We start from the raw sequence: 26,858 nt of genomic DNA on the forward strand, positions 1-26,858 counted from the left end.
AATTGTTTAACGCAATATCGGGGGCCGCGAAGGTTCTGGCGTGCCGTTACACGCCAACGTGAAGTGCCGTGTTGGGATTCTGCCTATGTTTCAGGATTTCGCTCCCGAAACAGGCGAAATAAGGCCGATGGGCGGGGGTTGTTTCAATCCGCTTTGGGTTTGATACCAAACATTTCACGAACCATGCCGGTGTCCTGCCCGAACCGGGGCGGCGGGCGGCGGTAAGTCACGGGCGTGCGGGAAAATTTCAACGGATTGCCCAGCAGGGAAATTGTGCCTTTTGCAGTATCAGCCGTTTCGACGGAGACAACCGCGTTGCGGGCCTCTGCCTGATCTGATGTGAGGGCCTCTTCAACGGTATGAATAGGCCCTGCGGGCACCTTAACGCGATGACAGCGCGCCAGTATCTCGTCGCGCGGCAAGGGGGCCAGCGCCTCGGACAGGATTTCCGTCAGCCGGACGCGATTCTCGATCCGCGCGAGGTTTGTTGTGTAATCGGGATCTTCCGGTAGCTCCCCCAGCCCGAAAGCATCGCAAAACCGCGCAAATTGCGCGTCATTGCCGACGGCCAGCAGGAAATGCCCCTCTGCGCAGGGGAAGGCATCGTATGGCACGATGTTGGGATGAGCGTTGCCACGCCGTTCCGGCAATTTCCCGGAAGTCAGGAAATTGGTGCCCTCATTGATCAGCCAGGCCATCTGCGCATCGACCAAAGCCAGATCGATATGCTGCCCTTCGCCGGTCGCGTCGCGGTGCCGTAGGGCGGCCAGAATGCCGATGGCCGCATACATGCCGCACATGACATCGGCAATGCCAACGCCCACCTTCATCGGCGGGCCGTCCGGAGCGCCCGTCAGCGACATGATCCCACCGTAGCCCTGCGCCATCAGATCATAGCCGGGCTGGTCGCGGTTCGGGCCGGTCTGGCCAAATCCGGAGATCGAGCAATAGACCAGTTCCGGATGCGCCTTGAGCAGCGTGGCGTGATCCAGTCCGTATTTGTCCAGCCCGCCGGGTTTGTAGTTTTCGATTACTACATCGGCACGGGCGGCCAGATGTTTCACGGTTTCTTGCCCTTGCTCGGTTGAAAGATCGACCGAAATTGACAGTTTGTTCCGGTTGGCGGCCATGAAATAGGCCGAGAGGTCCGTGCGATTGCCATCCCGGTCCAGGGCATAATTGGGCCCCCAGCCACGGGTGTCATCGCCGCCGGTCTTGGGGTTTTCGACCTTGATGACCGTGGCCCCGAGGTCCCCCAGCAATTGTGTGGCGGTGGGTCCGGCCAAAATGCGGCTGAGATCAAGGACCACCAGCCCTTGCAGAGCGGCAGGTGTGTCAGAGGCGGCCATCGTAGGCCCCCCGGTCAATGACGGCGGCAATCACCGTAAAGGTGTCGGCTTTCATGGCGGTGTTCAAGGCATCTGTGAGCTCTTCGCGGGTGGTCACGGTGTGCCCGGCGCCACCGAAGGCCACGCCCATGGCGGCAAAGTCATGTTTGGCGAAATCCACGCCGCGATTTTTCATCTGGCGGGAACGCTGTTTCAACTCGATCAATGACAAAGAGGCATCCACAAAGACTAGAATGATCGGTTTCAGGCCAAGCTCTGCCGCCGTCGAAAGCTCGCCTGCGACCATCAGGAAGCCCGCATCCCCGCAAAACCCGATGACCGGACGGTCCGGATCTGCGAGCTTGGTCCCCATGGCCAATGGAATGGCACATCCCATGGTGCAAAGGGCGGTGGATTGCGTCAGCCCGCGCGGCTCGTAGCATTGCCACATCTGGCTGAGCAGAATCCGGTGCGCGCCGCTGTCAACGGTCGCCAACGTGTCGCGCGGCAGAACCTGCCGGCACGTCTCCATGACAGCGGCAGGACCCCATGTCTCCTCGGTTGGGAAGGCCGTTGCCAGTGCTTGCTTTGTGGCTGCCACCTCGCCACCGGACCATGTGGCTTGCGGCGTGATCCCGTCGGATATGGCTGCCAGACTGGCGGCGCAGTCAGCAATGAAATTCAGGCTAGATTGATGCATGTAGTGGTGGTTGGGCTCTGCCGTAATGTCGATCACCCGTTGTTGTTCGGGGTTCCAGATATTGCGCCAGCCGACGCGCATTTCGATGGGGTCATAGCCGACACACAGGACCAGGTCCGCCTTGTCGATCAAGGGTAGCAAATGCCGGTCCGCCAGCGGTGACAGACCGGCACCCCCGAGGGAGAGGGCATGATCTTCGGGCAGCAGGCCCTTGGCTTTGTAGGTGGTCACAACGGGAACGTTGAAAGTCTCTGCAAATGTGGTCAAGGCGTCACCCGCGCCCTGGTTCATTGCATCCAAACCAGCAATGATTACAGGGCGTTGCGAATTTGCAAACCAGTCGCGGGCAGTTTGCAAATCGACCCCACCCGGCGCGGTGGGCGAGGCCTTTGCGCGTTTGGGCGGGGCTGCGGCTGGCACCGGGCTGTCGGCCACGGTGATTGGCACGTCAATATGAACCGGGCCGGGACGGCCCTCGGTGGCGATGGCGATGGCCTTGTCGGCAATGATGTGCGCAGCACCGGGCACCAGTGAAAAGCTGGCCTTGGTGATGGGCCGGAAAACCGCCTGCTGGTCGAGCACCTGATGGGTGTAGCTTTGCGCCTCATCGGCATCAACGGCTCCGGCCAACACGATCATCGGCACCCGGTCCTGATGCGCATTGGCCACGGCATTGACCCCGTTCAGCGCGCCGGGGCCGACGGTCGCCACCAGAATGCCGGGCGCCCCCGTGCGGTGGTAGGCCCCTTCGGCCATGAAAGCGGCGGCATTTTCGTGCTTGGCAAGGACAAACCGAATGCCCGCATCTTCAAGCGCGTCGACCAGCGTCAGAACCTCGCCGCCCGGCATGCCAAACGCATAGCGGCAGCCTTCTGCATAGAGCCGCCGTGCCAAGGCATCTGCCGCCCGAATGGTTGTCGCTGTGGGCATGCGCGCCCCTCCCGCCAGAAATTACTCCGCATGGTCATAACCGATGCAGAGCGCAGTGCAATTCACCATTGCGTTCGAAACGTTTCAGGCATGAAAAAAACCGCCTCCGAAAAGGGGCGGCTTTTGATTTGCATTGTCTGTGTAGTCAGCGGCGGCGGTCGCGCCGGGAGGACATCGGCTGGAACGCCACGCCGACATGGGCCTCGCAATAGGGTTTGCCTTGCTGCACCGGCAGGCCGCAGAACCAGAAATCCTCCGTTGCGGGGTCGCCGACGGGCCATTTGCAGGTGCGCTCGGTCAATTCCATCAGGGACAGCTTCTTGGCCTTTTTCTCAATCTCGGAGACTTTCGCAAGCGCTTCGGGGCTGATCTCATTGGCCGACGGTTGCGGCGGCAGGGGCTGACCTGCGGGAATGATCTGCTTGCGCGCAGGCAGCGGCTTGGGGGCCGCATCAGCGGGAGCTTTGGAGGCCGGTTCCGCCGGTTTTGGCGCGGGCTTGGGTTTGGGCTCGGCCTTTGGCGCGGCCTTGGCTTTGGGTTCGGCCTTGGCGGTGGCCGAAGCCGTGGCGCGATTGGACAGGCCCAACCGGTGCACTTTGCCGATCACCGCATTGCGTGTCACACCGCCGAGTTCTTTGGCAATCTGGCTGGCGGATTGTCCTTCACCCCACATCTTTTTGAGCAGTTCCACGCGATCGTCAGTCCACGACATCAGCCATTCCCTAATTTAAAAGCGGCCCCGCTGTCTGAGGACCGCCCTGTCAATTTCGTCAGCGCCCTATTTTAATCACTAAGGGCGGAGTTACAAGCGGTGAACGCCCTATCATGACGTTGTGTTTTTCGCACGCTGTCGTAGCCGCGCCTCGCGCCAGGCCAGCAATACGCCGCCTGACAGGATGATGCCAGCGCCTGTGAGCGTCACGACATCCGGAATCTGATCGAAAAACGCGATGTCATAGAGCGTGGCAAAGATCAGCGTGCCGTAGCTGAAAGGGGCGACAAAGCTGGCATCCGCCCGCGCCATGGCATTGACGAAACAGGCCTGCGCCATCGCCATACAGAGGCCCAGTGCCACGAGCATGGCCCATTGCGCGGGCGTTGGCATTTGCCATACGCCAAGCACGGCGACGGAGGCAATGATCACGCCCAGAAAGTTGTTGATCAGCAAGACCTGAATGGGCAGTTCCCGACCTGAGAGTTTCTTGATGAAAATGATCTCGAACCCCATGATCAGGGCCGCAGCAAGGGCCAGAAGGCTGGCAATCTGAAAACTCTCCGGCGTCGGACGCAAGAGGATCAAGGCACCTGCGAAGGCAATGGTTGCGGCAGACCAGCGAATGCGCCCGACCTTTTCGCTCAGCAGGGGGATCGCGAGGATCATCCCAAACACCGGGTTGAGAAAGACGATCGCCGTGGCATCGGCAAGCGGAATGAAGGTCACCGCGGCGAACATTAGCGTGACCCCACCCCAGCCAAAGAAGGTGCGCGCAAAATGCAGCCCCCAACTGGGTCGTGTCAGTGTCGGGCGCATCACCGCGACAGCCGCCGAAATACCCAGCAAGGCAAAGACAAACCGTCCGTGACTGACTTGCAGTGGGTGCAGCGCAGGGCCCAATGTCTGCCCACCCAGCGCCTTGGCAAAAAGCGTGGTGGCCGCAATGAAGGCGGTGGCGGTCACCATCAGCAGAACCGCCAGCCCGGGATTATGCGCTTTGGGTTGGAACATGCTGTTGGCTATGACCGGATTGAAGGGGGCCCGCAAGTGGTCAAAAACCACTTTGCAAATCGCGCCATCTGGTCTATTGCACTCCCATGATCACACTCGCGCATATATCTTTCCGACGACGCACAAGCGCTTAAGCCCGCTCCCCGTGATCCTGCGCCAATTGTGCGCATTACACCCCTTCCAAAACATATTGACCTGTCTGCCAGCCTCATGCACTTTCCGTGCTCTTGCCGCAGACCCCCGATAAGGACGATCCGATGATCCCGACCCTTCTGCCCACCTATGCCCGCGCACCGCTCAGCTTTGTCAAAGGCGAAGGCACTTGGCTGATCGAGGCGGATGGGCGACGTTTCCTGGATCTTGCAGCAGGCATAGCCGTGACCGCGCTGGGGCACGCGCATCCCGCGCTGGTCAAGGCGCTGACCGATCAGGCGGGCGCGCTGTGGCATACCTCCAATCTCTACCAGATCCCGCAACAACAGGCCTTGGCCGACAAGCTGACCGAGCACACATTTGCCGATACGGTGTTTTTCACCAATTCCGGCACGGAAGCCTGCGAGTTGGCCGTTAAAATGGCGCGTAAATACTGGACAGAAAAAGGTCAGCCCGAAAAATCCGAGATCATTGCATTCACCGGGTCTTTTCACGGGCGCTCTTCGGCGGGCATTGCCGCTGCGGGCTCCGAGAAGATGACCAAGGGGTTCGGGCCGCTTCTGCCCGGGTTCACGCACCTTGAATTTGGCGATCACGAGGCGCTGACGGCGGCAATTTCGGAAACCACGGGGGCCATCATCATTGAGCCCGTGCAGGGGGAGGGCGGTATTCGCCCGGTGCCGGATCAATGCCTCAAAGGTCTGCGCGATCTTTGCGACGAAAACGGTATCCTGCTGATTTTCGATGAAGTGCAATGCGGTGTGGGCCGGACGGGCAAGCTTTTCGCCCATGAATGGTCCGGGATCACACCCGACATCATGATGGTGGCCAAGGGTATTGGCGGTGGGTTTCCCATCGGTGCGGTGCTGGCCACCGAAGAGGCTGCCAACGGCATGACGCTGGGCACACATGGGTCGACCTATGGCGGCAACCCGCTGGGTTGTGCCGTGGGCTGCGCGGTCATGGATCACGTGACCGATCCGGATTTTCTGGCCGAGGTGAATCGCAAGGCGGGCCTGCTGCGTCAAAAGCTCGAAGGGCTGATTGCCGCGCATCCTGATGTCTTCGAAGAAGTGCGTGGGTCGGGCCTGATGCTGGGCATCAAATGCAAGGCGACAAATACAGATGTGGTGCAGGCCGGCTACAAGGAAAGGGTCCTGACGGTCCCGGCTGCGGATAATGTCATCCGGTTGCTGCCACCGCTGACCATTGAGGAGGCGGAAATTGCCGAAGCCGTTGAGCGACTGGATGCTGCCGCAACGGCGCTGACAGCCGCCTGATCCTTTGTTTTGAGCGTTTAGGCCTCTTTCAATCCAAAAAAGAAATACGACATGAATCATTTCCTCGACATTCACCTCACGGATCCCTCCGATCTGCGGCAGATTATCGATAACGCAGCTGCGATGAAAACGGCGCGCGCGGGCCGCCCGCGCGGCGCCTTGGATGACGACCAGCCGCTCAAGGATCGCATGGTCGCGCTGATCTTCGAAAAACCCTCAACCCGGACGCGCGTTTCCTTTGATGTGGGCGTACGGCAGATGGGGGGGCAAACCATGGTGTTGTCCGGGTCAGACATGCAGTTGGGGCATGGCGAAACCATCGCCGATACCGCCCGCGTGCTCAGCCGCTATGTGGACCTGATCATGATCCGGACCTTCGACGAGGCGGTGCTGACCGAAATGGCGGAATTTGCCTCCGTACCCGTGGTCAACGGGCTGACCGACCGGACCCATCCCTGCCAGATCATGGCTGACGTACAAACCTTTGAGGAACACAGAGGCCCGATCAAGGGCAAGAAGGTCGTCTGGTCGGGCGATGGTAATAACGTCTGTGCGTCCTTCCTGCATGCGGCGGGTCAGTTCGGGTTCGATCTGACCTTTACCGGGCCGCCGACCTTGGACCCCGAGCGGGAATTCGTTGATCTTGCGCGCTCCAAAGGGGTCAAGGTCGAGATTGAGCGTGACCCGGCCAAGGCGGTCGCAGGCGCTGATCTGGTGGTGACCGATACATGGGTTTCCATGCATGATGCACAATCGGCCAAGGAGCGGCGGCATAACCAGCTGCGCCCCTACCGTGTCGATAGTGCTTTAATGTCAAAGGCAAAATCGGACGCGCTTTTTATGCATTGCCTGCCTGCGCATCGCGATGATGAGGTCACGTCGGAGGTCATGGACGGTCCGAATTCGGTGATTTTTGACGAGGCCGAAAACAGGCTTCATGCACAAAAGGCAATCCTGCGCTGGTGTTTGCAGGTCTGAGCCCTGTTCAGAACGCCTGCAAGATCGCTTTGAGGGCCGGTTCGCGGACCTGCTGCGCCGCTTCATCCCGAGAGAACCACCGGCGTTTGCGCTGGTGATCTTCGGGGTAAGCATCGGCGAGGCTCTCGATCTGTGCGATATAGACCTGCGTCTTGATAGAAGCCACCTTTCCGCCCGCCAGTTTCTTGTAGGTGTCATAGTGCCCGACTGGCGTTGATCGCACGTAGGCCGTTCTGACGCCCGCTTCTTCCCAGGCTTCCTGAAGGGCCGCGTCCGGATCTTCAAGGCCATCGATTGGCCAGCCCTTGGGGAGGATCCAACGGCCGGAACCACGGCTTGTCACCAGCAAGATCCGTTTGCCCGTATCCGTGTTGCGATAACAAAGTGCGGCGACCTGTCGTTGCTGAAAAGGCGGAGGGGTAAGCTCGGGGCGTTTCTTTTGCAAAAATTCCGTGATGAGCATGACCTTGCCTTCCTCAATCCGTTTTACATCTCAGGGTGGCTGCTCCTGCACGTCTCTCCAGCTTGCCGGGGCGCGCGGGCGACCTGTCACCTTCTGCCCCGTCAACCTCTCAGCAAAATTACAATTTTCGGTAAACACGATTGTGGTTCAGGCGGTTATCCGCCGACCTTCAGGCCCCAGAACGGGCGCGGGTCATTTACGACGTTTCGCGCGCAGCGTGGGATCGGCCTCGGTGGGGTCTTCCGGCCAGGGATGTTTGGGGTAGCGCCCGCGCATGTCCTTGCGCACATCTGCATAAGAAGAGGCCCAGAACCCCGGGATATCTTCGGTCACCTGCACCGGGCGCTGGGCGGGAGAGAGCAGGGTCACCTGAACCGGTGTTCCGGCAACAGTCGGATGGCGGGTCACACCGAACATCTCCTGCAGGCGCAGGGCGATGCGGGGCTGCGCGCCCGCATAGTCAATCGGCACCTTGCGACCCAACGGCGTGGTGAAATGAGGTGGCACAGCCTTGTCCAGCATCTGTTGCTGGTCCCATGTCAGACGGGCTTGCAGGGCGGGCAGAAGGTCAAAGCGTTTCCAGTCCTGCGTTGTCTTGATGCCGTGCAGATGCGGCAGCAACCAGTCTTCAAGTGTGGTCAGCAGGGCGGTGTCTGAAAAATCCGGGAAATCGGGCGTATTCTGTCGCATCAGTTGCGCGCGGGCCAGAAACCGTTGTGCTTTCGGGTCGGGTTGCAGCCCCAATTGCCGGACGCCGGTCAGCATGGCATTGGCAATATCGCCGGCGGGCGCATCGCGCCAGATCCTGTCGTCCAGAACCAGCGCGCCGAAGCGTTCCTGCTGACGGGTTTGCACCCGGCCATCGCGGCGCGACCATTCACAGACGTCATGCCATCCGATCTGATCCGCAAATGCCTCGCGCAGCTCAGAGATGGGCAGGGCCACTGCCTGACGGATGCGCGCCTCTCGCGGGTCTCCGTCAAGGTCGGTTGCGACGAGAAATTGCGTGGCGGCCAGGGGGTCGACCTCTGGCATCACGGCCCCTTTGCCGCCTGACAGAATAAACCGTGATGCCTCGCCCGGACGCCGCTGCCCGATGCGATCGGGATAGGCGAGAGCGGCCAAAACCGCGGTGGCGTTCGGACCAGTGCCTTTATGAGAGGCGGCCAATCTCTTGGCTTCTTCATGGACACGTGCGAGGGTCGGTCTGTGCAACTCCCAAGGGTGGTTGGTTTGAAATCGGCGTGGGTCTTTGGCAGCCTCCAGACGCAAAGCCAGATCTGTGGGTGCATTTCGTAAAATATCGCGTTCGGATAATAATGCGGCCAACAAGGGCGCATTACTACCTCCTTTCGCAACCATATGTGCAAGTCTCGGATGCAGCGGAAGTCGTGAAATCTGCTTTCCGTGCGGAGTGATGCGGCCTTTTTCATCCAGAGCGCCCAACATGCGCAACACGGTTTGCGCCTCCTCAAAACGCCCTGCGTGGGGCGGGGTGACAAACTGCATCTGATCGGCGGTACTGCCCCACATCGCCAGTTCCAGCGCCAGCCCGGTCAGATCACCGACCTCAATTTCTGCGGGGGGATGGCTGGCCAGCGCGCCCTCTTCGCCCTTGGTCCAGAGCTTGTAACAATGACCGGGCGCAACCCGTCCGGCGCGCCCCGCACGTTGGGTGGCTTCGGCGCGCGTAACGCGGGTGGTGATCAGGCGTGACATGCCGGAGGCCGGATCAAATTCAGCCCGGCGCGCGCGGCCTGCGTCGACCACGATACGGATGCCTTCGATGGTCAGTGATGTCTCCGCAATCGCCGTGGCCAGAACCACCTTGCGCCCCGATGCGGCAGGCGCAATGGCTGCGCGCTGATCCTTGAACGCCATGGCCCCAAAAAGCGGATGCAGACTTGTGCCCGCTGGCAGATGCGGTCGCAGAGCGGCTTCGGTACGGCGGATTTCGCCTTCACCGGGCAGAAAGACCAGCGCACTGCCCTCATGTTCCTCCAGCGCCTTGAGGGTCAGATCAGCCACCGCTTGCTCCAGCTTTTGGGTTTTGGCGACGGGGCGCGACAGCCAATGGGGCGTCACCTCAAAGGCGCGGCCCTGTGACGTGACAATGGGCGCTTGCATCAACTCGGCGATGGGATCGGCATCCAGCGTGGCCGACATGGCTATGAGCGAAAGATCCTCGCGCAGAGCGCCCGCCACATCAAGGCACAGGGCAAGCCCCAGATCGGCATTCAGAGAGCGTTCGTGGAATTCGTCAAAGATCACGACACCGACGTCCGGCAGGTCGGGCTGCGATTGGATCATGCGTGTCAGGATGCCTTCGGTGACCACTTCGATGCGCGTGGATTTAGAAATCTTTGTGGTGCCGCGAATGCGGTAACCCACCGTTTGCCCAACCTTTTCCCCCAAGGTCGCCGCCATGCGTTCCGCTGCGGCACGGGCTGCGAGGCGGCGCGGTTCCAGCATGAGAATACGGCCCTGAGTCAGTCCGGCTCGGAGCACCGCAAGCGGCACGCGCGTGGTTTTGCCCGCGCCGGGGGGCGCTTGCAGGACCAGTCTGCGAGACGTGCGCAGGGCCGCGATGACCTCAGGCAATGCGGCATCGATGGGAAGGGCGTCATCCATGGCCCGTGCTTAGCGAATTGAATGGCCCGCGCCAAGCACTGGACAAATGCGGGCATGTGCCTGAAAACCGGAGGAAAGAAGGGGAGCAGAACGCATGGATATCGCCGATCTGGCTGCACGGGTGGGACAGGGCGAACGCCGTGCGCTGGCGCGGGCGATCACGCTGGCGGAAAGTGCGCGGGCAGATCATCGGGCGCAGGCTGCGGAGATGCTGGAGGCGCTGCCGAAGGACCGTCAGGCGTTACGCATCGGCCTTTCCGGCACGCCCGGCGTGGGTAAATCCACCTTTATCGAGAGCTTCGGAATGATGCTGGTGGAAAAGGGCCTGAAGGTGGCAGTGCTGGCGGTTGATCCCTCTTCTACCCGTTCCGGCGGCTCCATATTGGGGGACAAGACCCGGATGGACCGCCTGTCGCGCGCGCCCGGGGCCTTCATCCGCCCATCGCCAAGCCAGACCCATCTGGGCGGTGTGGCGCGCCGGTCTCGCGAAGCGGTCGCCTTATGCGAAGGGGCCGGGTTCGACGTGGTCCTGATCGAAACTGTCGGCGTCGGTCAGTCCGAAACCGTGGTGGCGCAGATGGCCGATATCTTTCTGTTACTGCTGGCCCCGGCGGGCGGCGATGAGCTGCAAGGGGTCAAACGCGGGATCATGGAAATTGCTGATATTATCCTGATCAACAAGGCGGATGGCGACCTCAAACCCGCCGCGACCCGCACCTGCGCGGATTACGCCGGTGCGCTCAGGCTGTTGCGCAAACGTCCGCAGGATCCGAAAGGCTATCCCAAGGCCATGATGGTGTCTGCCTTGCAGGAGAATGGGTTGGCGGAGGTCTGGGCCGATCTCAACACCTTGATCGATTGGCGCAAGGACAACGGTTTCTGGGAAGCAGCGCGTGCCAATCAGGCCCGGTATTGGTTTGAACAGGAAGTGAAAAATGCGTTGCTGTCACAACTGGAAACCCCTCAGGCGCGCGCCTTGCTGTCAACGCTGAGCCGTCAGGTTGCCGCTGGTGATATGGCCCCGGCAGCGGCGGCAGTGCAGTTTCTTCAGGGGCTGTCCCAAGGGGATGCGGCAAATCGGTGAAATCGCATGCCCTTTGGGTTGACCAATCCTGCGATTCCCACTAAAGCGCGGAGACGAAATTCAGGGGCGTGGCCTGAGGCTGCCCCCTTTTGTCGTTTACCGGACCGCCGGTGCGACCTGAGACAAAAAGGATGACCCCATGTCGCGCGTTTGCGAATTGACCGGAAAAGGCCCGATGACTGGCAACAACGTCAGCCATGCCAACAATAAAACCCGCCGGCGCTTCTTGCCGAACCTGAACGATGTGTCCCTGCAATCCGAAGCACTGGGCCGCGCGTTCAAATTCCGCATTTCCGCCGCTGCCTTGCGCACGGTTGATCACCGCGGCGGTCTGGACAAGTTCCTTGCAAAAGCCAAGGATAGTGAATTGTCCGCGAACGCGCTGAAGGTCAAGAAAGCGATCGCAAAAGCCTCCGACACGGCCGACGCGCTCAGCTAAGCCTTTCTGAAAATGTAAGAATACTGCCCTGCCTGCCTTCAGGCGGGGTTTTTCTTTTTGGGGTGTCTATCCGGCGAGAATTTCATCAACCCAAATGGGAAGCGTCTGTGTTGCAGGGCCGATCCGAAGATCGTCGAACTGGCTGCCGACCTGCGATGGTTCCAGATTGAATTCGACCGTTTGCGCCCCGTGGCGTCTGGCCTCGGCCACAAACCCCGCTGCTGGATAGACGTTTCCGGATGTACCGATGCTTGCGAAGAGATTCGCCCCGGTGAGATGGTCAAAGATTTCATCCATGTCGTAGGGCATTTCACCAAACCAGACGATGTCGGGCCGTGCGGCAGGCTCCTCGCAGTTTGGGCAAGGATCGCCCGGCGCCATCACCATGGGCGCAGGCCAGCGATGATCACAGGCGGCACAAAGTGCGCCCGATAATGCCCCATGCATGTGCATGACACGCGCCATGCCCGCCCGTTCATGCAGGTCATCGACGTTCTGGGTGATCAGCACGACGTCGCCTGCGAATTCGGCCTCCAGTTTCGCCAGGGCCAAGTGACCAGCATTGGGTGCGGCCTCCGCCGCCTGCGCGCGCCGAGCATTGTAAAAGTCAACCACCAGCTTGGGATTGCGGGCAAAGCCTTCAGGCGTTGCGACGTCCTCGATCCTGTGCTGCGCCCAAAGCCCGCCTTCGGCCCGGAACGTCCCTAGACCGCTTTCCGCGGATATCCCGGCACCGGTCAGGATCACGATCTTTTTCATGGGCAGGCCCCTTGTAGTCTCGTCTGCTTTCATGCCGCGCCGGGCGGATGATGTCAAAGTGGATGGGGGTCAGGAGCGCAAGATGCGCAGCTGATCTCTCAGAAAGGGCAGTTCGGTCAAAGCCGGGTCAATCATCTGCGTACCAATCAGCTGACGCATGGTAGCCGCGATATTTCTGGGCACATCATCGGCCCAATCGTCGCTCGCAAAGAGCGATATGCGACGCGAGAAGAGGGCATATGGCAGCGGGTGCGCTGTGATGTTTTCGTGAAAACGGTGAGCACGCATATAACCAAGCGGGGTCGTGATCGTCCAACCAATCTTGCGGGCGACCATGGCCATGAGCGCCAGATGACTGCCGATTTCAAACCGTTTGGGGTGATCGTCAATATGGGGGCCCAGATGATCCTCAATCTGTTGCCGGATCAGCTGATCTGCGTCGTAACGCAGAAACGGCAGGCCCCGAGGGTCGGGAAGGGCGTCGGCGTCAACCTGCGCGCCACGGGGTACAACCAACATGAACGGATCCTGCGCCAGCGGGTATTCCACAACATTGTCCAGCGCGCGTCCGGTGTGGGCAGAAATCGCAAGGTGCAGCCGCTTTTCGGCGATCGCATCGGTCAGATCGTTGCTGGAGGCGGTGATCATTCGGAATTGGCAGCCCGTCAGGCTATCCGCGAGAATGGTGGTGAGCCGAGGGGTCAGGTTGTCGTCGAAATCATCAATGATACCAATGCTCAAGGACCTGACATGCGCCAGATCCATGACCGTCAGCTCACTTTGCGCCAGACGCAGTTCCGCCAGCGCCGCCTCGGCACGCGCCAGAAAAAGCGTGCCGGCAGGGGTCAATTGCATGGGGCGACGCCCATGATCTACCAGATCGGTTTCGAGCGCCGTTTCGAGGTTTCGCAACTGCTGGCTGACCGCGGGTTGACTGAGACCGGTCTGCTCAGCCGCCTGCGCCACCGACCCCGACGCCGCGAGGGCCTCAAAGACTTCAAGGCCGCGTAACGTGATCCCTTTCATCATCGTAACATGCTCCCCGCAGTTTTGGTTTTTTCAAGGTAATCCAGGAATGCCTGGATGAATATAGCGGTTTCGAGACATATAGATGAAGAAATTGCAAATCTGTGACAGGCGGCAGGAAGCTCTTGCGGGCGCTTCTGTTTTTCAACACGATGGCCAAAAATACACCGGAGTCAGGGATGAAAGTTGCAACCGCCGCCTACCAGATGGATTTCCTGACCTCTTGGGCGCAATACGAAGACAAGCTTGAAACCTGGGTCGGGCAGGCGGCCCGTGCGGGCGCGGATCTGGCGGTTTTTCCCGAATACGGGGCGATGGAACTGGCCACATTATCCGGGCGCGACGTCGCCGCGGATCTGGAACAATCGCTTTCCGCCGTGTCGGACCGGCTGGCCGATGCGGATGCCCTGCACCAGAAACTGGCGGCGTCGCATGGGCTGCATATTCTGGCAGCCTCCGGTCCGGCAGCCACACAAACCAGACCGGTGAACCGCGCGAGGCTCTTTGCGCCGGGTGGCCGGAAAGGCGTTCAGGACAAGCAGATCATGACGCGTTTTGAGCGGGACGTGTGGCGCATCCAGGGCGGTGGCCCCTTGCAGATTTTCGATACGGATCTGGGCAAAATCGGCGTCCTCATCTGTTATGATGCCGAATTTCCACTGTTGGGTCGCGCACTCGCTGACTGCGATCTCTTGCTGGTGCCATCCTGCACAGAGCAGCTCTCAGGCTATTGGCGGGTCCGAATTGGGGCCATGGCCCGCGCGCTTGAGACGCAATGCGTGGCCATCATGTCATCGCTTGTGGGAAAGGCCCCCTGGTCCGAAGCGGTCAACATTACAACCGGCACCGGTGGCGTGTTCGGCCCACCGGATGTGGGGTTTCCACCGGATGGAATCATTGCCTTGGGCGAGATTGGATCACCGGGATGGACCTTTGCAGAAATTGACCTAGCCTCCATCGCCAATGTGCGCACGGATGGCAGGGTCCTGGGCCGCCGACACTGGACTGAGCAAAAAGGCCGTGAAAACGCGGCCCCAATTGTGAACATGCGTTGAATCCCCCTTGAAAAACCCCCGGAATGCGCGCATTTAAGCGGCGTCCGCAAAATGGCGGGCGTGCAATCAAGGAGAAACCATGGCCAAGGAAGATACGCTCGAATTCCCCGGTGTCGTGAAGGAACTCCTGCCGAATGCGACATTCCGGGTCGAGCTTGAAAACGGCCATGAGATTATCGCCCATACGGCAGGCAAGATGCGCAAGAACCGCATCCGTGTTCTGGCTGGCGACAAGGTGCAGGTCGAGATGACCCCCTATGATCTGACCAAGGGTCGGATCAACTACCGCTTCAAATAAGCCCTTGTTTATTCTGGGGTCCGGATCGCCGCGCCGCAAGGAATTGCTGGCGCAAATCGGCGTTGTGCCGGACGCTGTTCGCGCGCCGGACATTGATGAAGACCCGTTGAAAGGCGAGTTGCCGCGTCCTTATTGTGTGCGTATTGCGCGCGAAAAGGTTGAGGCGGTGACGGCTGACGCGGACGACATTGTGCTATGCGCGGATACGACAGTTGCGCTGGGTCGGCGCATTCTGGGCAAACCGCGAGACCGGGATGAAGCAGCGGGTTTTCTGAAGCTGCTGTCGGGGCGGCGGCACCGGGTCATCACAGCGGTGGCCGTTCGTTTGGGTGCGAGCGTCTGGCAGAAAGATGTGGTGAGCACCGTGCGGATGAAATCCCTCTCGTTGCCAGAGTTGAACGGGTATCTCGACACCGAGGATTGGCGCGGCAAAGCGGGTGGCTATGGCATTCAGGGACCCGCGGGCGCATTAATCCCCTGGATCAGCGGATCATTCACCGGCATTGTCGGCCTGCCACTGGCTGAAACCGCAAACCTTTTGCGCGCGGCAGGGCTGTCTGGGGTTGGGGCTGGCGGATGAAAGGGCGTAGCATCATTCTGGATCATTATGAGGGTCGCGAAGCCGCTGCCCTTATGGTCGATGGACGTCTGGAGGATTTTCTGATCGGCGCAGACGCGCCCGCCCCGGGAACGATCTACCGTGCGATTGCCGACCGTCCGGTCAAAGGGCAGGGCGGGATGTTCCTTAAAACACACAACGGACCTGCGTTCCTGCGACAGGTCAAGGGGCTCTCCCCCGGGCAATCTCTACTGGTGCAGGTGACAGGATATGCCGAGCCCGGCAAAGCTTTGCCTGTCACGCAGAAGCTCTTGTTCAAAAGCCGCTATGCGATCGTGACGCCCGGCGCGCCCGGCATCAATATCAGCCGTTCCATCAAGGATGAGGATGAACGCGACCGGCTTCTCGAAATCGCGCATGACACCTTTTCGGGCGGCCAAACAGGGCTGATCCTGAGGTCTTGCTGTATGGGTGCTGACACCGACGCGATTGCTGACGATATTTCACAGATGGCTGATCTGGCCCAGCGTGTCCTTTCAGATCAGAGCCACGATATGGATGTTCTGGCCGAAGGCGACGGGCCCCATCTTCTGGCTTGGCGCGATTGGGTCGAACCGGCTGAGGTCGTGACCGAACCCGGGAGTTTTGATGTCCATGGCATTCTTGAGGAACTGGATTTGGTGCGTCATGCGCGGGTCTCGCTGGAAGCTGGCGCGCATCTGTTCGTGGAGCCGACACGTGCCTTGGTAGCTGTCGATGTAAACACAGGGGCCGATGCGTCGCTGGCGGCAGGCATCAAGGCGAATATGGCCTGCGCCAGGGCCTTGCCCCGCGCTCTGCGTCTCAAGGGTTTGGGCGGGCAAATCGTACTTGACCTTGCCCCCATGCCGAAAAAGGACCGGCGCGCGTTTGAGACCGCGCTGCGTCAGAACTTCAAACAGGATGATGTTGAAACTGCTTTGGTTGGCTGGACGCCGCTGGGTCACTACGAACTCCAACGCAAGCGCGCGCGATTGCCCCTGCAGGAGCTGTTGGGATGAATTGCCCTATCTGCGGCAAGAAAACACAGATCGAGTTCCGGCCATTTTGCTGCAAGCGCTGCGCCGACCGGGACCTCGCCCGCTGGTTCAACGGCAGCTATGCTGTCCCGTCAGTTGACGCCGACGACGCCGATGACATCGAGAACGCAATGGAAGAAGCCGCGCGAAATCCAGACAGACCGGCAAAACCGCATTAGAATGAACCGGCAATCGCCGACGTATTGAGCCGGGTCGGCGCGTAGTTCCTTGGTAAGTTTTGAATGGGCAGATCGGGCGATTGACGCAGGATCGTTCCCGGATTTCAATGTGGCGGCGTGCCGGATAAATTTCGTCATTGGAGCCACTAAGGTTTCACCAATGTGGAAATCCTCAGGCATTTGCAATTCTTGCAAAAAAGGCACTGGACAGCCCTTCGGCAAACTCATAGAAACCGCCCACCCAGTCATTCAATTGACAACCCATGCCCGGGTAGCTCAGGGGTAGAGCAGTGGATTGAAAATCCTCGTGTCGGTGGTTCGATTCCGCCCCCGGGCACCATTTCTCATGACCAAGTAAATACTCTTATCGGATAAAATGAGGAAATTCCCCCAATTAGTCGAAGACGCTTGCAACGGCTGCTCGTGTTCAATCCCGCCGCTCACGGTTAATCTGCTTCCTTCGGATACTCCCTGAGAACGACGAGGCTTTCGAAGCCTGTCAAAGGTGGATCAAAGAGATGTGTTTCAGTGAAGGCGGCATAGTCCTCCATCGAGGCACATCTGACGATGACCGCAAGGTCAGCATCGCCAGTCACATAATATAGACGCTCGACCTCCTTCAGGCGACGAAGCTTTTGCTTTAAGATATCGATGCGCTGTGGGTTGTCTCGCGCAACGCTCAAAAGCACGATCACGCGCGTGGCTGGCCCCTGAAAACTCGGGGAAATCACAGCAACCTCCCGCTCGATCGCACCGATTTTGCGCAACCTTTGGACGCGTCGCAGGCAAGCGGCAGACGACAATCCGACTTTCTGGGAAAGGTCACGGCCGGTTTGGCGGCTGTCGATCTGCAGTTGCTCCAGTAGCTGGCGGTCAAATGAGTCTAGATTTTGCATTGGACGCTCCTTGATTGAGCATATCCTCGCATAGCACGGAATTTTCGCAATTATTGACTACGTTTTGCGATACTTCCGCAGGCTTAAGGAGTGTTTTGCGAACTGGGCGTTCTTGATCACGGTATTCTTGGGGTGTTTTTACCGAAGAAGGAGGCCACAATGCCCAGACCAAAGCAAAACCCCAAAGTTGCAGTTATGCAGCGCCTGGCCGGGCGGATCGCCTTGATCAGGCGCCGTCGTCGGGATGCCCGGCATCTGCGCGGATTGCCGAGCTATCTGTTGTCAGATGTCGGGCTCAGACGCCCAGACATAGATTGGGTAGTTCGAAAGCCCTTCGAACAGCACCGTCCGCGCCGGCGGTCAAGATAGCAAGCGATCCTCGGCAAGTTTCCCAATATTTGGATCCAATCGAGCGAGGTTTTTATGTTTAGACTGGTAACAACAACTGCATTCTGCGCGTGCTTTGCGAGTGCTGCTTCCGCATCAGATGATCCTGTTCGGATCGGGCTGCTATTCGGGTTCACTGGGCCAATCGAGTCAATGGCCCCGGAAATCGCAGCCTCCGCAGAGCTTGCACTTGAAGAAGCCACTCAATCGGGTCTGTTCTTGGGGGGGCGGCGTATTCAGCCCATTCGTGCAGACAGCACATGTGTGGATGCAGGGCATGCGGTGGCGGCGGCCGAGCGCTTGGTGACCGCAGAGCGGATCGAAGCGCTGATCGGTGCAGATTGTTCTGGTGTCGCCGGTGCCGTGGCCAGCGGGGTTACCGTACCTCACGGCATCGTGTCCATTTCACCTACCGCCACATCCCCAAACCTTACCAGCCTGAGAGATAACGGTCTTTTCTTTCGGACAGCGCCTTCGGACAGGCGACAGGGTGAGGTACTGGCGGATGTACTGATTGCCAACGGAATCCAATCGGTTGCGGTGACGTATACAGCCAACGACTACGGAAAAGGCCTCGCTGTATCGTTCTCGGAGTCATTTACCAAGAAAGGGGGAGAGGTGGTTGCAGAGCTGCCTCATGTCGATGGTGCGGGTGACTATACCGCCGAAGTCGCGACGCTGGCGGCAAGTGGGGCCGATGTTTTGTTGGTTGCTGGATATGCCGACCAAGGAGGTCAGGCGATCGTTCGTTCGGCCCTTGATCTGGGCGCGTTCGACCGCTTCGTTTTTCCAGACGGCATGGTGGCTACATCTTTGGTTGAAACCTTTGGAGACGCCTTGACGGGTGCCATCGGAACACTTCCTGGGAGTGACAACGACACTGTGGCAGCTTTTGACCGTATGCTCACCGCGCGGGGTATCCCGGGTCAGGCCCCATATCGCGCCGAAGCCTATGATGCCGCTGCACTGCTCGCACTTGCCATCCAGGCAAAGCATCTCTCCGGTGATCAATCGCTTTCAAATGCGCTGATGCAGGTCGCAAATGCGCCCGGTATCGAAATTGGTCCAGGCGAAATCGCAACTGGGCTTGAGATTCTTTCGGAAGGTCGCGAAATCGACTATGTCGGCGCCAGCGCTGTCGAGTTCACGCCGGACGGAGATGCCACCGGCACCTACCGTGAAGTCATCTTCTCGGCTGACGGGTTCGAGACCGTTGGCATACGGTAGTTCATGCGATTTGCGAAATCCGCCTGTCGTCCCGACCTTGCGCCCGGCAAACAAGGCGGACTTACCCGCGCTGGCTCAACTCGCGGACATCGCTACGCGCGATCTGCTTGGACCCTTTCTCAACCCTGCACAGCGTCGGCATGCATCAACCTTCACGCCGTTTGACCCCTGGCTTATCACGGACGGCACCTACTTTGTCGTCGAGTTGGATGGGGTCATCAGAGCGTCGGGTGGTTGGAGCCGGCGCCCATCATTGATCCATCAATCAACACCCGAAGCTGAATACCCTAAGCCCGATCCGTCAGGCACCGCGCGCATCCGGGCCATGTATACCGAACCGATATATGCGCGCCGAGGTTTGGGTCGGGTGATTTTATCCGTTTGCGAAGTCTCCGCCCGGCTTTCCGGTCACCATCGTCTGGAACTTCTCGCAACGCCTGTGGGCAAGTTCCTGTACCTCTCTTGTGGATTTGAAACACTCGAATGCAAAAAGCTACAAGTCGACGAGGGTGTCACGTATTCAGTGTTTCGAATGCAAAAATTCTTGCATAGGAAAGAACCCGGCCCCAGCAACACCAGCTCTGTTTAGCGCGCATTTGCCAAGAAACGAAGTGGTGCAAATGGTCGTTAATGCGGGCGTACGTATATTCCGATGAGGCCCAGCAATTGCCTCAGACAGAGGCAGTTACTGCTTTTGTATCATCGAGCCCGTATGACTACCGAGCTTTGAGAACGTCTTCGATGGCCGACATCCCAGTTTCAATATCCTCGACAATGATTTGTTCCATTGCCGGGTCATCGGACGAAAAACTCCCTGACCACATGACCAGCGGGGTACCAAAGGGTTCAATCGACAAGGTCGCGGTGAAATTCTCGATCGGCAAAGACGAGCTGACGGTTTTGTAGGTGTAGGACAGGCCGGGTTCTTCCGCGATACGTTTTTGCACGATTTCGTTCCCTGAAACCGTGGTCAGCACACGGACAAGCGACCCGTCGATGGTCTTTAGCGAACAGGCGCTCACACCTGGGTGCCAATCATCAATGTCGCAAAAGTCGCCGATCAGATGCCAGACCTCAACGGCCGGAGACGACAGTTCAAGCGAGCGCTTTACGTGATAGTCCGCAGACGCGGCGGCAGAGGCGCAAAGCGCACAAATGGCGGTGACCGTACTCTTCAATGTGAAGTTCATGTTCTTTCCTTACGTATCCGTGTCACTGGTACAGGGCCTGGAATTTTGAATTTCCTGAACCATGTAGCGGCGACTTTCTGGTTAAAGGGTGTGTTGTTGCAGGTGGTGGGTCCACATGCGCGAGTGCGTCGAGAACGGGAGAATTTCCTTGCCTCCCGGCGTGCCTCTTCGCAAAGGTAGGAAGGCATGGAGGCACCTGAAATGTCCGGAGTAAATCCTGAAAAAGATATGAAATCGTCCGGGACGGTCTTGTTGGGTGACTTCGTCTTTTCACTGCAAACAAATGAGTTGCGCGATGGATTGGGCGATGTGGTACGTTTGCGCAGTCAGAGCTCGGAAGTCCTCGCTTACCTTGCAGCGCGCCATGGCGAGACTGTTTCCAAGGCAGAATTGTTCGAAAGCGTCTGGGACAAGAAGTTTGTCACGGATGACAGTCTTACACAGTGTATCGCGGACATCAGGCGCGCCCTGCACGATACGGATCACGGCATTGTCCAGACGCTGCCCAAAAAGGGGTATCGACTGATTGCAACATCAGACGGCACGCCGCATCAAGCACAGAAAATCCGTCACTATCCAACGTCAAGAGCTGGCTTGATTGGCCTTGTGTTGACCATTGTCTTGCTGGGTTTTGGCCTTTTTTGGATCGCGTCAAATGACGGTGATCCAATTGATGCAACTTCGACAGAACTACCACTCCCCGCCAAGCCGTCCATCGCCGTCCTGGCGTTTGAAGATCACAGTGTCGGCGACGATGTGGGCTATCTTAGTGATGCAATTGCAGAGGGGGTGATTGCCGATCTTTCGCGGTTTCCCGAGCTTTTCGTCATAGCCCGCAATTCGAGTTTCAGCTTTCGCAACAGGCCAACCGACGTGAAGGCAATTTCCAAGGCGCTTGGTGTTCGATACCTGCTTGAAGGGAGTCAGCAAAAAAGCGACGACCGGTTGCGCGTAACCATCCAGCTTATTGATGCGGTCCAGGGGCACAACCTTTGGTCACAGGTTTACAACAGCGATTTGAGCGATGTGTTCGCTGTTCAAGATGAGATCGTCCGCAAAACCGCAGCCACGGTGGCACAAAAGGTCATGAACTTTGAAGGCCAGAAGGTCATCGCTTCAGACGAAGCCACGCTGACGGCCTTGTTACTCAATCTGAAAGCGCGCCAACATCTTTTCGATTTCACACCCGAAGGGAACGAAAAAGCGCGGCAGGCTAATCTTGCCGCAATAAAGGCCGACCCGATGGCGCCCTTCGGTTACGTCGGACTGACCTTTGTCCACATCAACAAGTACCGGTGGGGGTGGACGGATCGCGACCCCATTTTGGAATTGAACGCTGCGCGAGAGTACGCGAGGAAGGCGGTCGAAATTGCCCCGGATTACTATGATAGTCATTCGGCGATGGCATACCTGCATATTCAGGAAGGCGATCTCGAAAAAGCGGTTGCACGTTACAAGCAGGCCCTGGAACTGAACCCGAACGACACAGGTGCAATGGCCTCTCTGGCGGAAGCTTTGACCTATGGTGGGCTGGCGGAAGACGCGGAAGACCTCATGCTGAAAGTTATCCGTCTCGATCCGCTGCATCAGGACTGGATAAAGTGGAACCTGGCTTGGGTTCAGTGGCACACACGGAACTGCGACGACGCGCTGCAAACCATGAACGCGATGTCCGAGATACCGCCGATGGCACTTCGCGTATTGGCGATCATCCAGATTTGCCGCGGCAGGACCGACGAAGCCAACGAGGCCGTTGGACGTCTGCTACAGTTCGACCCGCAGTATTCGCTCGCGCAAGTGCGCCATAATTACGACGGAAAATACAAGAACATTTCAGACTTCGAACGAGTATTGAGCAACCTCCGAGACGCAGGGTTGCCAGAGTAGCTTCACGTCCCAAACCAGAGATCAATGGATCGGCCGTGAGAACTTCAGTGTACCGCATTCCGTCTGTCCAGCGACTTCGCAGATCAAGACTGGCGTTTCGTTCTAAGGGGCGATTTCACAGAACATCAGCATGCAGACCACAACCAAATGCCGAGCGTTAGGAGGCACCTCAGCCATGGTGGCATGTGAAGAAACGCAGTGGCGGTTTGAGCAAATTGTAGAGATTGCTAACGTTCGAATGTACTGAACATTTCTTTCTCGACGGGTGATTGCAGTAGTTTTCGCATAAGCGCATCGACCCGGTTGTCGACTTTGCTTGAGCTATGCTTCTCATCCGACTGGATCATCCCAATCTGCCCCTCGATGGCTGTTCGGGTCGATAGCAACTGAGCCTCTGCCTGGAGTAAGAAAAGGTCGTTGAAGGTCGATTCTGCGAAATCTTCTTTGTATTTTTCTTTCATCGCCTGAGTGTGCGCAAAAAATTCGAGCGCGCGTTCATAGGCGGCGTCGAGATTGTCCAACGTGGTGAGTGTGCGCTCTTCCCAGGCCATCGATTGTGCTGCGTCCAGTTCGAGCAAGAGCTCCTGAGCGGTCAGCCCGGGCTGTTCTTGCGAAGGGACATCCGGCAGCATCGGCCTTTCGATACTGCCAAGCAATTGCCCGATCATCGTGCCCTCGGGCACAGCCTGCGAAAAGCCAACTGTCTCGCGCTGCTCCACCTTTTCGCGCACAAAGTTGAAATACTCGATGACGACCAAGCGCATCTCGTTGACCAAATCCCGTCGCCGTTCATTTTCACCGCTCCAGAAAAAGACCTTTTCCAATGACAGAACGTTGTCAAACGCACGCTCGTTCACGTCCCTGTGGATGAAATTCGAAAGCTCTTTGGTCGCGCTGACCGGCACCCGATCAGCTATCTGGCCGAAAGCGGGTTTCGCAAATCGGTGAAACAGGTAGTAGGCTTGGTGTTCGTCAAGCAATCGCAGGCCGGGATAGTGCCGACCTTCATAGAGTGTATTCGGAGAGTCGGTGAGACCAGTGGTCGTGCTCAGAACCTGATCGACGAAATTGTCGTCAATAAAGCGCGTTTCCGCGGCAGGATACCCGCCAATCCTCAGGGATTTCCTGCTTGGGGTGTGCTCGCGTTCAAGGACGTTGTTTGTTTCGAGATAAAGCAGCCACACCGCCAACTCCATAGGTACTACGAAAGCGTCCAGATCGGCCAGAATGGTGTCGGAAAGATCGATCATGTCAAAAAGGTTGTTTTCAATCTCCTCCATGACGAGCACGGTCTCAAAGGCTGAAAAGATATCATCTTCTGGGACGTTATCGAGGATGGCCTGCATCTGCGCGTAGTGTTCGATCACGTCAAGCTTGAGCGCTTCGCATTCCGATACCATCTCGGTGATGGCCCCGGTGGTTGTGAATGCGGATTCATACGACGCGCTGTCCGTTTGCGTCGGCGTCATCTCTGCAAAAGCACCGGGGTGGTCTTGCAACGCGATCTGGGAAAACGATCTGACGGCGGCCTTCCCGGCATCGACGTGATGCGCGTAATCGTCAATCAATCCCTGGACCTTGTTGGACAGGCGCTTTGTAGCAAGGTCCTGATAGCGCACGGTCAGTGCGTCCATGGAGGGCAAATCAGTCCCCATGGCGTCAATGGCAAAGGCAAGGTTTTGATCGAGGTATTCAATATCATGACGCACGCGGGCCAGTTCTTCCTTGGTTACAAGGTTCATTTTCTTCCGCGCCCGCCACGCACGTTTGCGCGATTTTGGTGGGCGGCGCATGTGCAGGCGATTTAGGAGCCGCAGCTCTTGTCCCGCCAAATCCGAGCGCATTCGCGCAAGCGTTGCTGTTTTTCGGTCGGCCGTGGCCACACGCCGCAGCATCACCTTCGACCGCGCAGACGTCTTGATACTCGTCAACAATAGCGCACCGGCTCCGGCCACCACCGGAGCCGCAGTCGTCACCCCGGTGAGCACCACGACTTCGATGGCCAGCGCAAAGAACAATTCCCCCATGATCTGCCCGAAGGTGACTGGCTTGCCCTGTTCAATCTCGCGCATTCTGGCTTCCAGACTGTGCAGGCGGACGTCCTGAACGTTGTTGAGCGCAATGGAGGCCAGCTTTTCGATGAGATCGAGTTGAAACACCGTATGCTCGCGCATCGTATCGATGTTGCCGAGCAGGAACGATTTCAGAATCCGTGCCTGATCCTTTTCCGGGGCTTCGTTAAGCGCGCCAAAAAGCTCGGCATACATATCATAGGCAAATTCTTCGCTGGTCCCGGATGTGTCATCCATCGGCGCTGGCCTTGCTGCCAGATGTCATCAGTGCGGCCATGGCGGTCTCCTGCTCCTCGATCTCTTCCTCGCTGGGCAATTCGACCGCGCCATCCGTATCGGCGCCGAAGGAACAGTCAAACTCAGGCAGTTCCGACCCCTCTTGAAGATAGACGAAGCTGGTTGGTACCTTGACCTCCCAGGGCGCGTCCACGGGCATCCCGTCACCCTTACCAAGCTGCACTGAAGCGTGCAGTTCTTCGAGAAGCGAAAGATGCGTATCGTCGTCAAAGGCCGGCACTTCACCACCTGCCCAAATCATGTTTGTGCGCAAGAAATATAGAACAGACCGTTCATAGTTCGGGCGCAGCGGGACGACGACCCGCGCAAAACCGGATCTGAGAAACTGATCAAAGAGCGCGTCACCTGTTTCGGCCTCGCGAAAAAGTTCGTCCCACCTTTGACGATCTGTCCAGAAGTAGGGATAGAGCTTGTAAGTAATCATTTCCCATTCGAACGCTTCCTCGGCAAAGGCCGCCGTGACACCATTGACGTTGTTCGCTTGCCAGTTGGGAATGCCAAAGAGCCCGGACAGATTGATCTCCATCCGCCCGTCGGGCAACTCGTTCAGCTTTTGCGGCTGCTCTGCGAAGGAGGTGTGCCGGGTCAGAATGTCGATACAGTGCTTGCGCAGCTCTTCGGCCTCGATCCGCCGGTAGGTCTCCTCGCGCGGCTGTGCCTTGAGCGCACCGACTTGATTGTCGCGGGACGACTCTGCCTGCTGAAGCTCCTGATCATAAGCGGTTTGCTTATTGGTGTAGGCCTGCAGAATCTTGGCATAGGTATCGATCTGCCATTGCTGCAACGTCTCATCGTTACGTTCCATCTTGTAGAGCAGATTGAAGTAGAATTTGCCTTCGAATTCCGCCCCGATGGTGATTGGAATTTCGCCTTCGAGCGGGTCTGGTGAGGGATGCCATTCGTCGAAACGATTGGTGCTGACCATGATGTCCTTGTCGTTGTCGGCACCATCGTTGTGGGTCAGGTAATAACAGGTCACACCCATCACGTTGACCAGCAGCATATTGACGTCCGACGACGTGTCGGAAAAGCCGATGGTCGTGTAGTAACCGTATTTGACATCGGTGTTCGTGCCGTTCTTGTCGGGTCGACCGATCTGGGTCATCGGGATATTGGCCTGCCATTCCACCAGGTGATATCCTTGGTCAACAATGACCGTGTCGATCGTCTTGGCGAGGGTTGGTTCGTTGTGGTCCTGCACACCATTGTCGGAAGTGCCGGGATCAGCGTCGGGGTGCGAAATGCCCTTGCCCTTCACAAGAGTCAGGGGCGGCGGCGGCGCGATATCCGTGGCGTCATAGGTTGCGGCGAGGCTTGCATAGTTGGCCTCGGTAACGTCCTGATAGCTTTTAATGGGCGGTGAAAGATCACGCGGATGGACGGGCGGGTCGATGTCCGCAAGTTCCTGACGGTCGATCAATTTTGCCAGGTCGCGCAGAAAGAAGGCGGGTTCAGGCACATAGAATTGCAGGAACAATCGTTTGCCGTAGTCGAAAAGCTGCGCATTGTAGTATTTGTCGATCCAGCGGTAGATGCCAGTGATATGGGTATCGCTTTCGGTGTTGTTGAAGCCTTGCAGCGTGGTTTTCACCGACTCTGTCACGATGGTGACTTTTTTGGATTCACTCACCGCCTCGCGCACGCGCTTGGTGGCTTCTTCTGTCACCGTTTTGGCGTATTCCTGCGATGTTGTGAGCGACGCGTCCTTGGAAGAGGTGTAGGAAGCATTGGCACCGATGGTCGCTGAGAAGGCCGGCGCATTGTAGGATGCGCTGATATTGCCGCTGACAGATGTCTGCTGACTTTGCGCCTCCTGCGATTGGACCGAAAGGGAAAACCGTTCCTCAAACCCGGAGGTTTGGGTTTCCTCGATCTCACGTTCAAAGGAACTTTCGGTGGTATCCGTGATGCTATTGAGGTCACGGCTGCTGAATTCGCGGCGCTCGCGGGCCATGACATTTTCGATCTGCGCGATCTCACCCATCTTGTAACCGCACAAGTTTTGCTCAACGACCAGCAGGTCGCCGACGGTCACGGGCGCAAGGCAGCTTTGCCGCAAGGGCCGGAAATGGATGCATGATTTGATCGGTTGCAGCAGATCGTCGTCACCTCCAAAGATCGGTAGAACTGAGTTCAGAGATGTCAGTGGCTTGTCGGTTGCGGTATCTTGCGCAGCAGTGGTTGTTGCGGCGGTCTTGTTGGCGGCGGTATCCGAACGCCCGGATTGTGATGTCTTCGTTCTTTTCATTTTGGCTC

Annotated in this window: 25 protein-coding genes and 1 tRNA gene; 13 read left to right on the forward strand and 13 right to left on the reverse strand. The window is 58.3% G+C overall.

The genetic code is table 11. The features are described 5' to 3' along the window. Positions 1-143: 143 nt before the first annotated feature. The 4 genes from Q0802_RS17795 to Q0802_RS17810 all read right to left on the reverse strand — a co-directional run bounded on the left by Q0802_RS17795 (position 144) and on the right by Q0802_RS17810 (position 4,684). Complete coding sequence (locus Q0802_RS17795; RefSeq protein ID WP_298920755.1) at positions 144-1,349, reverse strand: CoA transferase; 1,206 nt, start codon at positions 1,347-1,349, stop codon at positions 144-146. Beyond that, positions 1,336-2,958: a thiamine pyrophosphate-binding protein gene (locus Q0802_RS17800; protein WP_298920757.1), complete on the reverse strand. Its 1,623-nt coding sequence runs from the start codon at positions 2,956-2,958 to the stop codon at positions 1,336-1,338. Before Q0802_RS17800 ends, Q0802_RS17795 begins: the two co-directional genes overlap by 14 nt. A gap of 145 nt (positions 2,959-3,103) precedes the next feature. Next, entirely contained in the window at positions 3,104-3,670 is a 567-nt protein-coding gene (locus Q0802_RS17805; protein ID WP_298920760.1) for a GcrA family cell cycle regulator, read from the reverse strand. Positions 3,671-3,781: 111 nt separating this feature from the next. Beyond that, on the reverse strand, positions 3,782-4,684 hold the full coding sequence (locus tag Q0802_RS17810) for a DMT family transporter (RefSeq protein WP_298920761.1): 903 nt from the start codon (positions 4,682-4,684) through the stop codon (positions 3,782-3,784). 257 nt (positions 4,685-4,941) lie between these two features. Here Q0802_RS17810 and Q0802_RS17815 point away from each other — a divergent pair, with 257 nt between their 5' ends. Together Q0802_RS17815 and argF are read left to right on the forward strand one after the other, a co-directional pair. Beyond that, the gene (locus tag Q0802_RS17815; RefSeq protein WP_298920763.1) at positions 4,942-6,117 is read left to right on the forward strand and encodes an aspartate aminotransferase family protein; all 1,176 of its coding nucleotides are present in this window, start codon (positions 4,942-4,944) and stop codon (positions 6,115-6,117) included. Positions 6,118-6,168: 51 nt separating this feature from the next. Then, complete coding sequence (gene argF, locus Q0802_RS17820; RefSeq protein WP_298920766.1) at positions 6,169-7,095, forward strand: ornithine carbamoyltransferase; 927 nt, start codon at positions 6,169-6,171, stop codon at positions 7,093-7,095. 7 nt (positions 7,096-7,102) lie between these two features. Here argF and Q0802_RS17825 read toward each other — a convergent pair whose 3' ends face one another. Beyond that, entirely contained in the window at positions 7,103-7,558 is a 456-nt protein-coding gene (locus Q0802_RS17825) for an NUDIX hydrolase (protein ID WP_298920768.1), read from the reverse strand. Positions 7,559-7,750: 192 nt separating this feature from the next. Then, positions 7,751-10,189, reverse strand: coding sequence for an ATP-dependent helicase HrpB (gene hrpB / locus Q0802_RS17830; protein WP_298920769.1), 2,439 nt, complete (start codon positions 10,187-10,189; stop codon positions 7,751-7,753). A 94-nt stretch (positions 10,190-10,283) separates the two neighbouring features. Here hrpB and meaB point away from each other — a divergent pair, with 94 nt between their 5' ends. Next, positions 10,284-11,273: a methylmalonyl Co-A mutase-associated GTPase MeaB gene (meaB, locus tag Q0802_RS17835; protein ID WP_298920771.1), complete on the forward strand. Its 990-nt coding sequence runs from the start codon at positions 10,284-10,286 to the stop codon at positions 11,271-11,273. Between the two features lie 139 nt (positions 11,274-11,412). Further along, a complete protein-coding gene (gene rpmB / locus Q0802_RS17840) occupies positions 11,413-11,712 on the forward strand; it encodes a 50S ribosomal protein L28 (RefSeq protein ID WP_298920773.1) in 300 nt (99 codons plus the stop codon). Positions 11,713-11,778: 66 nt separating this feature from the next. On the opposite strand, the gene Q0802_RS17845 is transcribed toward rpmB, so the two are convergent. Beyond that, positions 11,779-12,471, reverse strand: coding sequence for an NAD-dependent deacylase (locus Q0802_RS17845; protein ID WP_298920775.1), 693 nt, complete (start codon positions 12,469-12,471; stop codon positions 11,779-11,781). A gap of 69 nt (positions 12,472-12,540) precedes the next feature. Further along, the gene (locus tag Q0802_RS17850) at positions 12,541-13,497 is read right to left on the reverse strand and encodes a LysR family transcriptional regulator (protein WP_298920852.1); all 957 of its coding nucleotides are present in this window, start codon (positions 13,495-13,497) and stop codon (positions 12,541-12,543) included. 179 nt (positions 13,498-13,676) lie between these two features. Between Q0802_RS17850 and Q0802_RS17855 the strand changes: the two genes are divergently transcribed. The 5 genes from Q0802_RS17855 to yacG all read left to right on the forward strand — a co-directional run bounded on the left by Q0802_RS17855 (position 13,677) and on the right by yacG (position 16,646). Further along, complete coding sequence (locus Q0802_RS17855) at positions 13,677-14,552, forward strand: carbon-nitrogen hydrolase family protein (RefSeq protein ID WP_298920777.1); 876 nt, start codon at positions 13,677-13,679, stop codon at positions 14,550-14,552. A gap of 79 nt (positions 14,553-14,631) precedes the next feature. Continuing rightward, positions 14,632-14,850, forward strand: a complete 219-nt coding sequence (gene infA / locus Q0802_RS17860) for a translation initiation factor IF-1 (protein ID WP_005978431.1) — start codon at positions 14,632-14,634, stop codon at positions 14,848-14,850. 4 nt (positions 14,851-14,854) lie between these two features. Next, complete coding sequence (locus tag Q0802_RS17865; RefSeq protein ID WP_298920779.1) at positions 14,855-15,430, forward strand: Maf family protein; 576 nt, start codon at positions 14,855-14,857, stop codon at positions 15,428-15,430. Then, a complete protein-coding gene (locus Q0802_RS17870) occupies positions 15,427-16,449 on the forward strand; it encodes a ribonuclease E/G (RefSeq protein ID WP_298920780.1) in 1,023 nt (340 codons plus the stop codon). Before Q0802_RS17865 ends, Q0802_RS17870 begins: the two co-directional genes overlap by 4 nt. Beyond that, positions 16,446-16,646, forward strand: coding sequence for a DNA gyrase inhibitor YacG (yacG, locus tag Q0802_RS17875; protein ID WP_298920782.1), 201 nt, complete (start codon positions 16,446-16,448; stop codon positions 16,644-16,646). The genes Q0802_RS17870 and yacG overlap by 4 nt, the downstream gene beginning before the upstream one ends. Here yacG and Q0802_RS17880 read toward each other — a convergent pair. Beyond that, positions 16,560-16,784 carry a hypothetical protein gene (locus Q0802_RS17880; RefSeq protein ID WP_298920855.1) on the reverse strand — a complete coding sequence of 75 codons (225 nt, stop codon included), beginning with the start codon at positions 16,782-16,784 and terminating at the stop codon, positions 16,560-16,562. The two genes, yacG and Q0802_RS17880, sit on opposite strands and share 87 nt — an antisense overlap. Positions 16,785-16,911: 127 nt before the next feature. Between Q0802_RS17880 and Q0802_RS17885 the strand changes: the two genes are divergently transcribed. Next, positions 16,912-16,986, forward strand: a tRNA-Phe gene (locus tag Q0802_RS17885). 106 nt (positions 16,987-17,092) lie between these two features. Here Q0802_RS17885 and Q0802_RS17890 read toward each other — a convergent pair. Further along, the gene (locus tag Q0802_RS17890) at positions 17,093-17,542 is read right to left on the reverse strand and encodes an Lrp/AsnC family transcriptional regulator (protein WP_298920784.1); all 450 of its coding nucleotides are present in this window, start codon (positions 17,540-17,542) and stop codon (positions 17,093-17,095) included. 423 nt (positions 17,543-17,965) lie between these two features. Between Q0802_RS17890 and Q0802_RS17895 the strand changes: the two genes are divergently transcribed. Both Q0802_RS17895 and Q0802_RS24750 read left to right on the forward strand, forming a co-directional pair. Then, a complete protein-coding gene (locus Q0802_RS17895) occupies positions 17,966-19,156 on the forward strand; it encodes an ABC transporter substrate-binding protein (RefSeq protein ID WP_298920786.1) in 1,191 nt (396 codons plus the stop codon). Next, positions 19,089-19,745, forward strand: a complete 657-nt coding sequence (locus tag Q0802_RS24750) for a GNAT family N-acetyltransferase (RefSeq protein ID WP_366523333.1) — start codon at positions 19,089-19,091, stop codon at positions 19,743-19,745. Before Q0802_RS17895 ends, Q0802_RS24750 begins: the two co-directional genes overlap by 68 nt. Positions 19,746-19,872: 127 nt before the next feature. Here Q0802_RS24750 and Q0802_RS17900 read toward each other — a convergent pair whose 3' ends face one another. Beyond that, positions 19,873-20,346 (reverse strand): SRPBCC family protein, encoded by a 474-nt coding sequence (locus Q0802_RS17900; protein ID WP_298920788.1) that lies wholly within the window; start codon positions 20,344-20,346, stop codon positions 19,873-19,875. A gap of 186 nt (positions 20,347-20,532) precedes the next feature. Here Q0802_RS17900 and Q0802_RS17905 point away from each other — a divergent pair, with 186 nt between their 5' ends. After that, positions 20,533-22,233, forward strand: a complete 1,701-nt coding sequence (locus Q0802_RS17905; RefSeq protein ID WP_298920791.1) for a winged helix-turn-helix domain-containing protein — start codon at positions 20,533-20,535, stop codon at positions 22,231-22,233. 227 nt (positions 22,234-22,460) lie between these two features. Here Q0802_RS17905 and Q0802_RS17910 read toward each other — a convergent pair whose 3' ends face one another. Both Q0802_RS17910 and Q0802_RS17915 read right to left on the reverse strand, forming a co-directional pair. Next, positions 22,461-24,542, reverse strand: a complete 2,082-nt coding sequence (locus tag Q0802_RS17910; protein ID WP_298920792.1) for a hypothetical protein — start codon at positions 24,540-24,542, stop codon at positions 22,461-22,463. Next, positions 24,535-26,850, reverse strand: a complete 2,316-nt coding sequence (locus tag Q0802_RS17915; RefSeq protein WP_298920794.1) for a hypothetical protein — start codon at positions 26,848-26,850, stop codon at positions 24,535-24,537. Before Q0802_RS17915 ends, Q0802_RS17910 begins: the two co-directional genes overlap by 8 nt. Positions 26,851-26,858: the final 8 nt, after the last annotated feature.

It is taken from the genome of uncultured Roseobacter sp., assembly GCF_947495275.1.
In the GTDB taxonomy this organism is placed as follows: Bacteria; Pseudomonadota; Alphaproteobacteria; order Rhodobacterales; family Rhodobacteraceae; genus Roseobacter.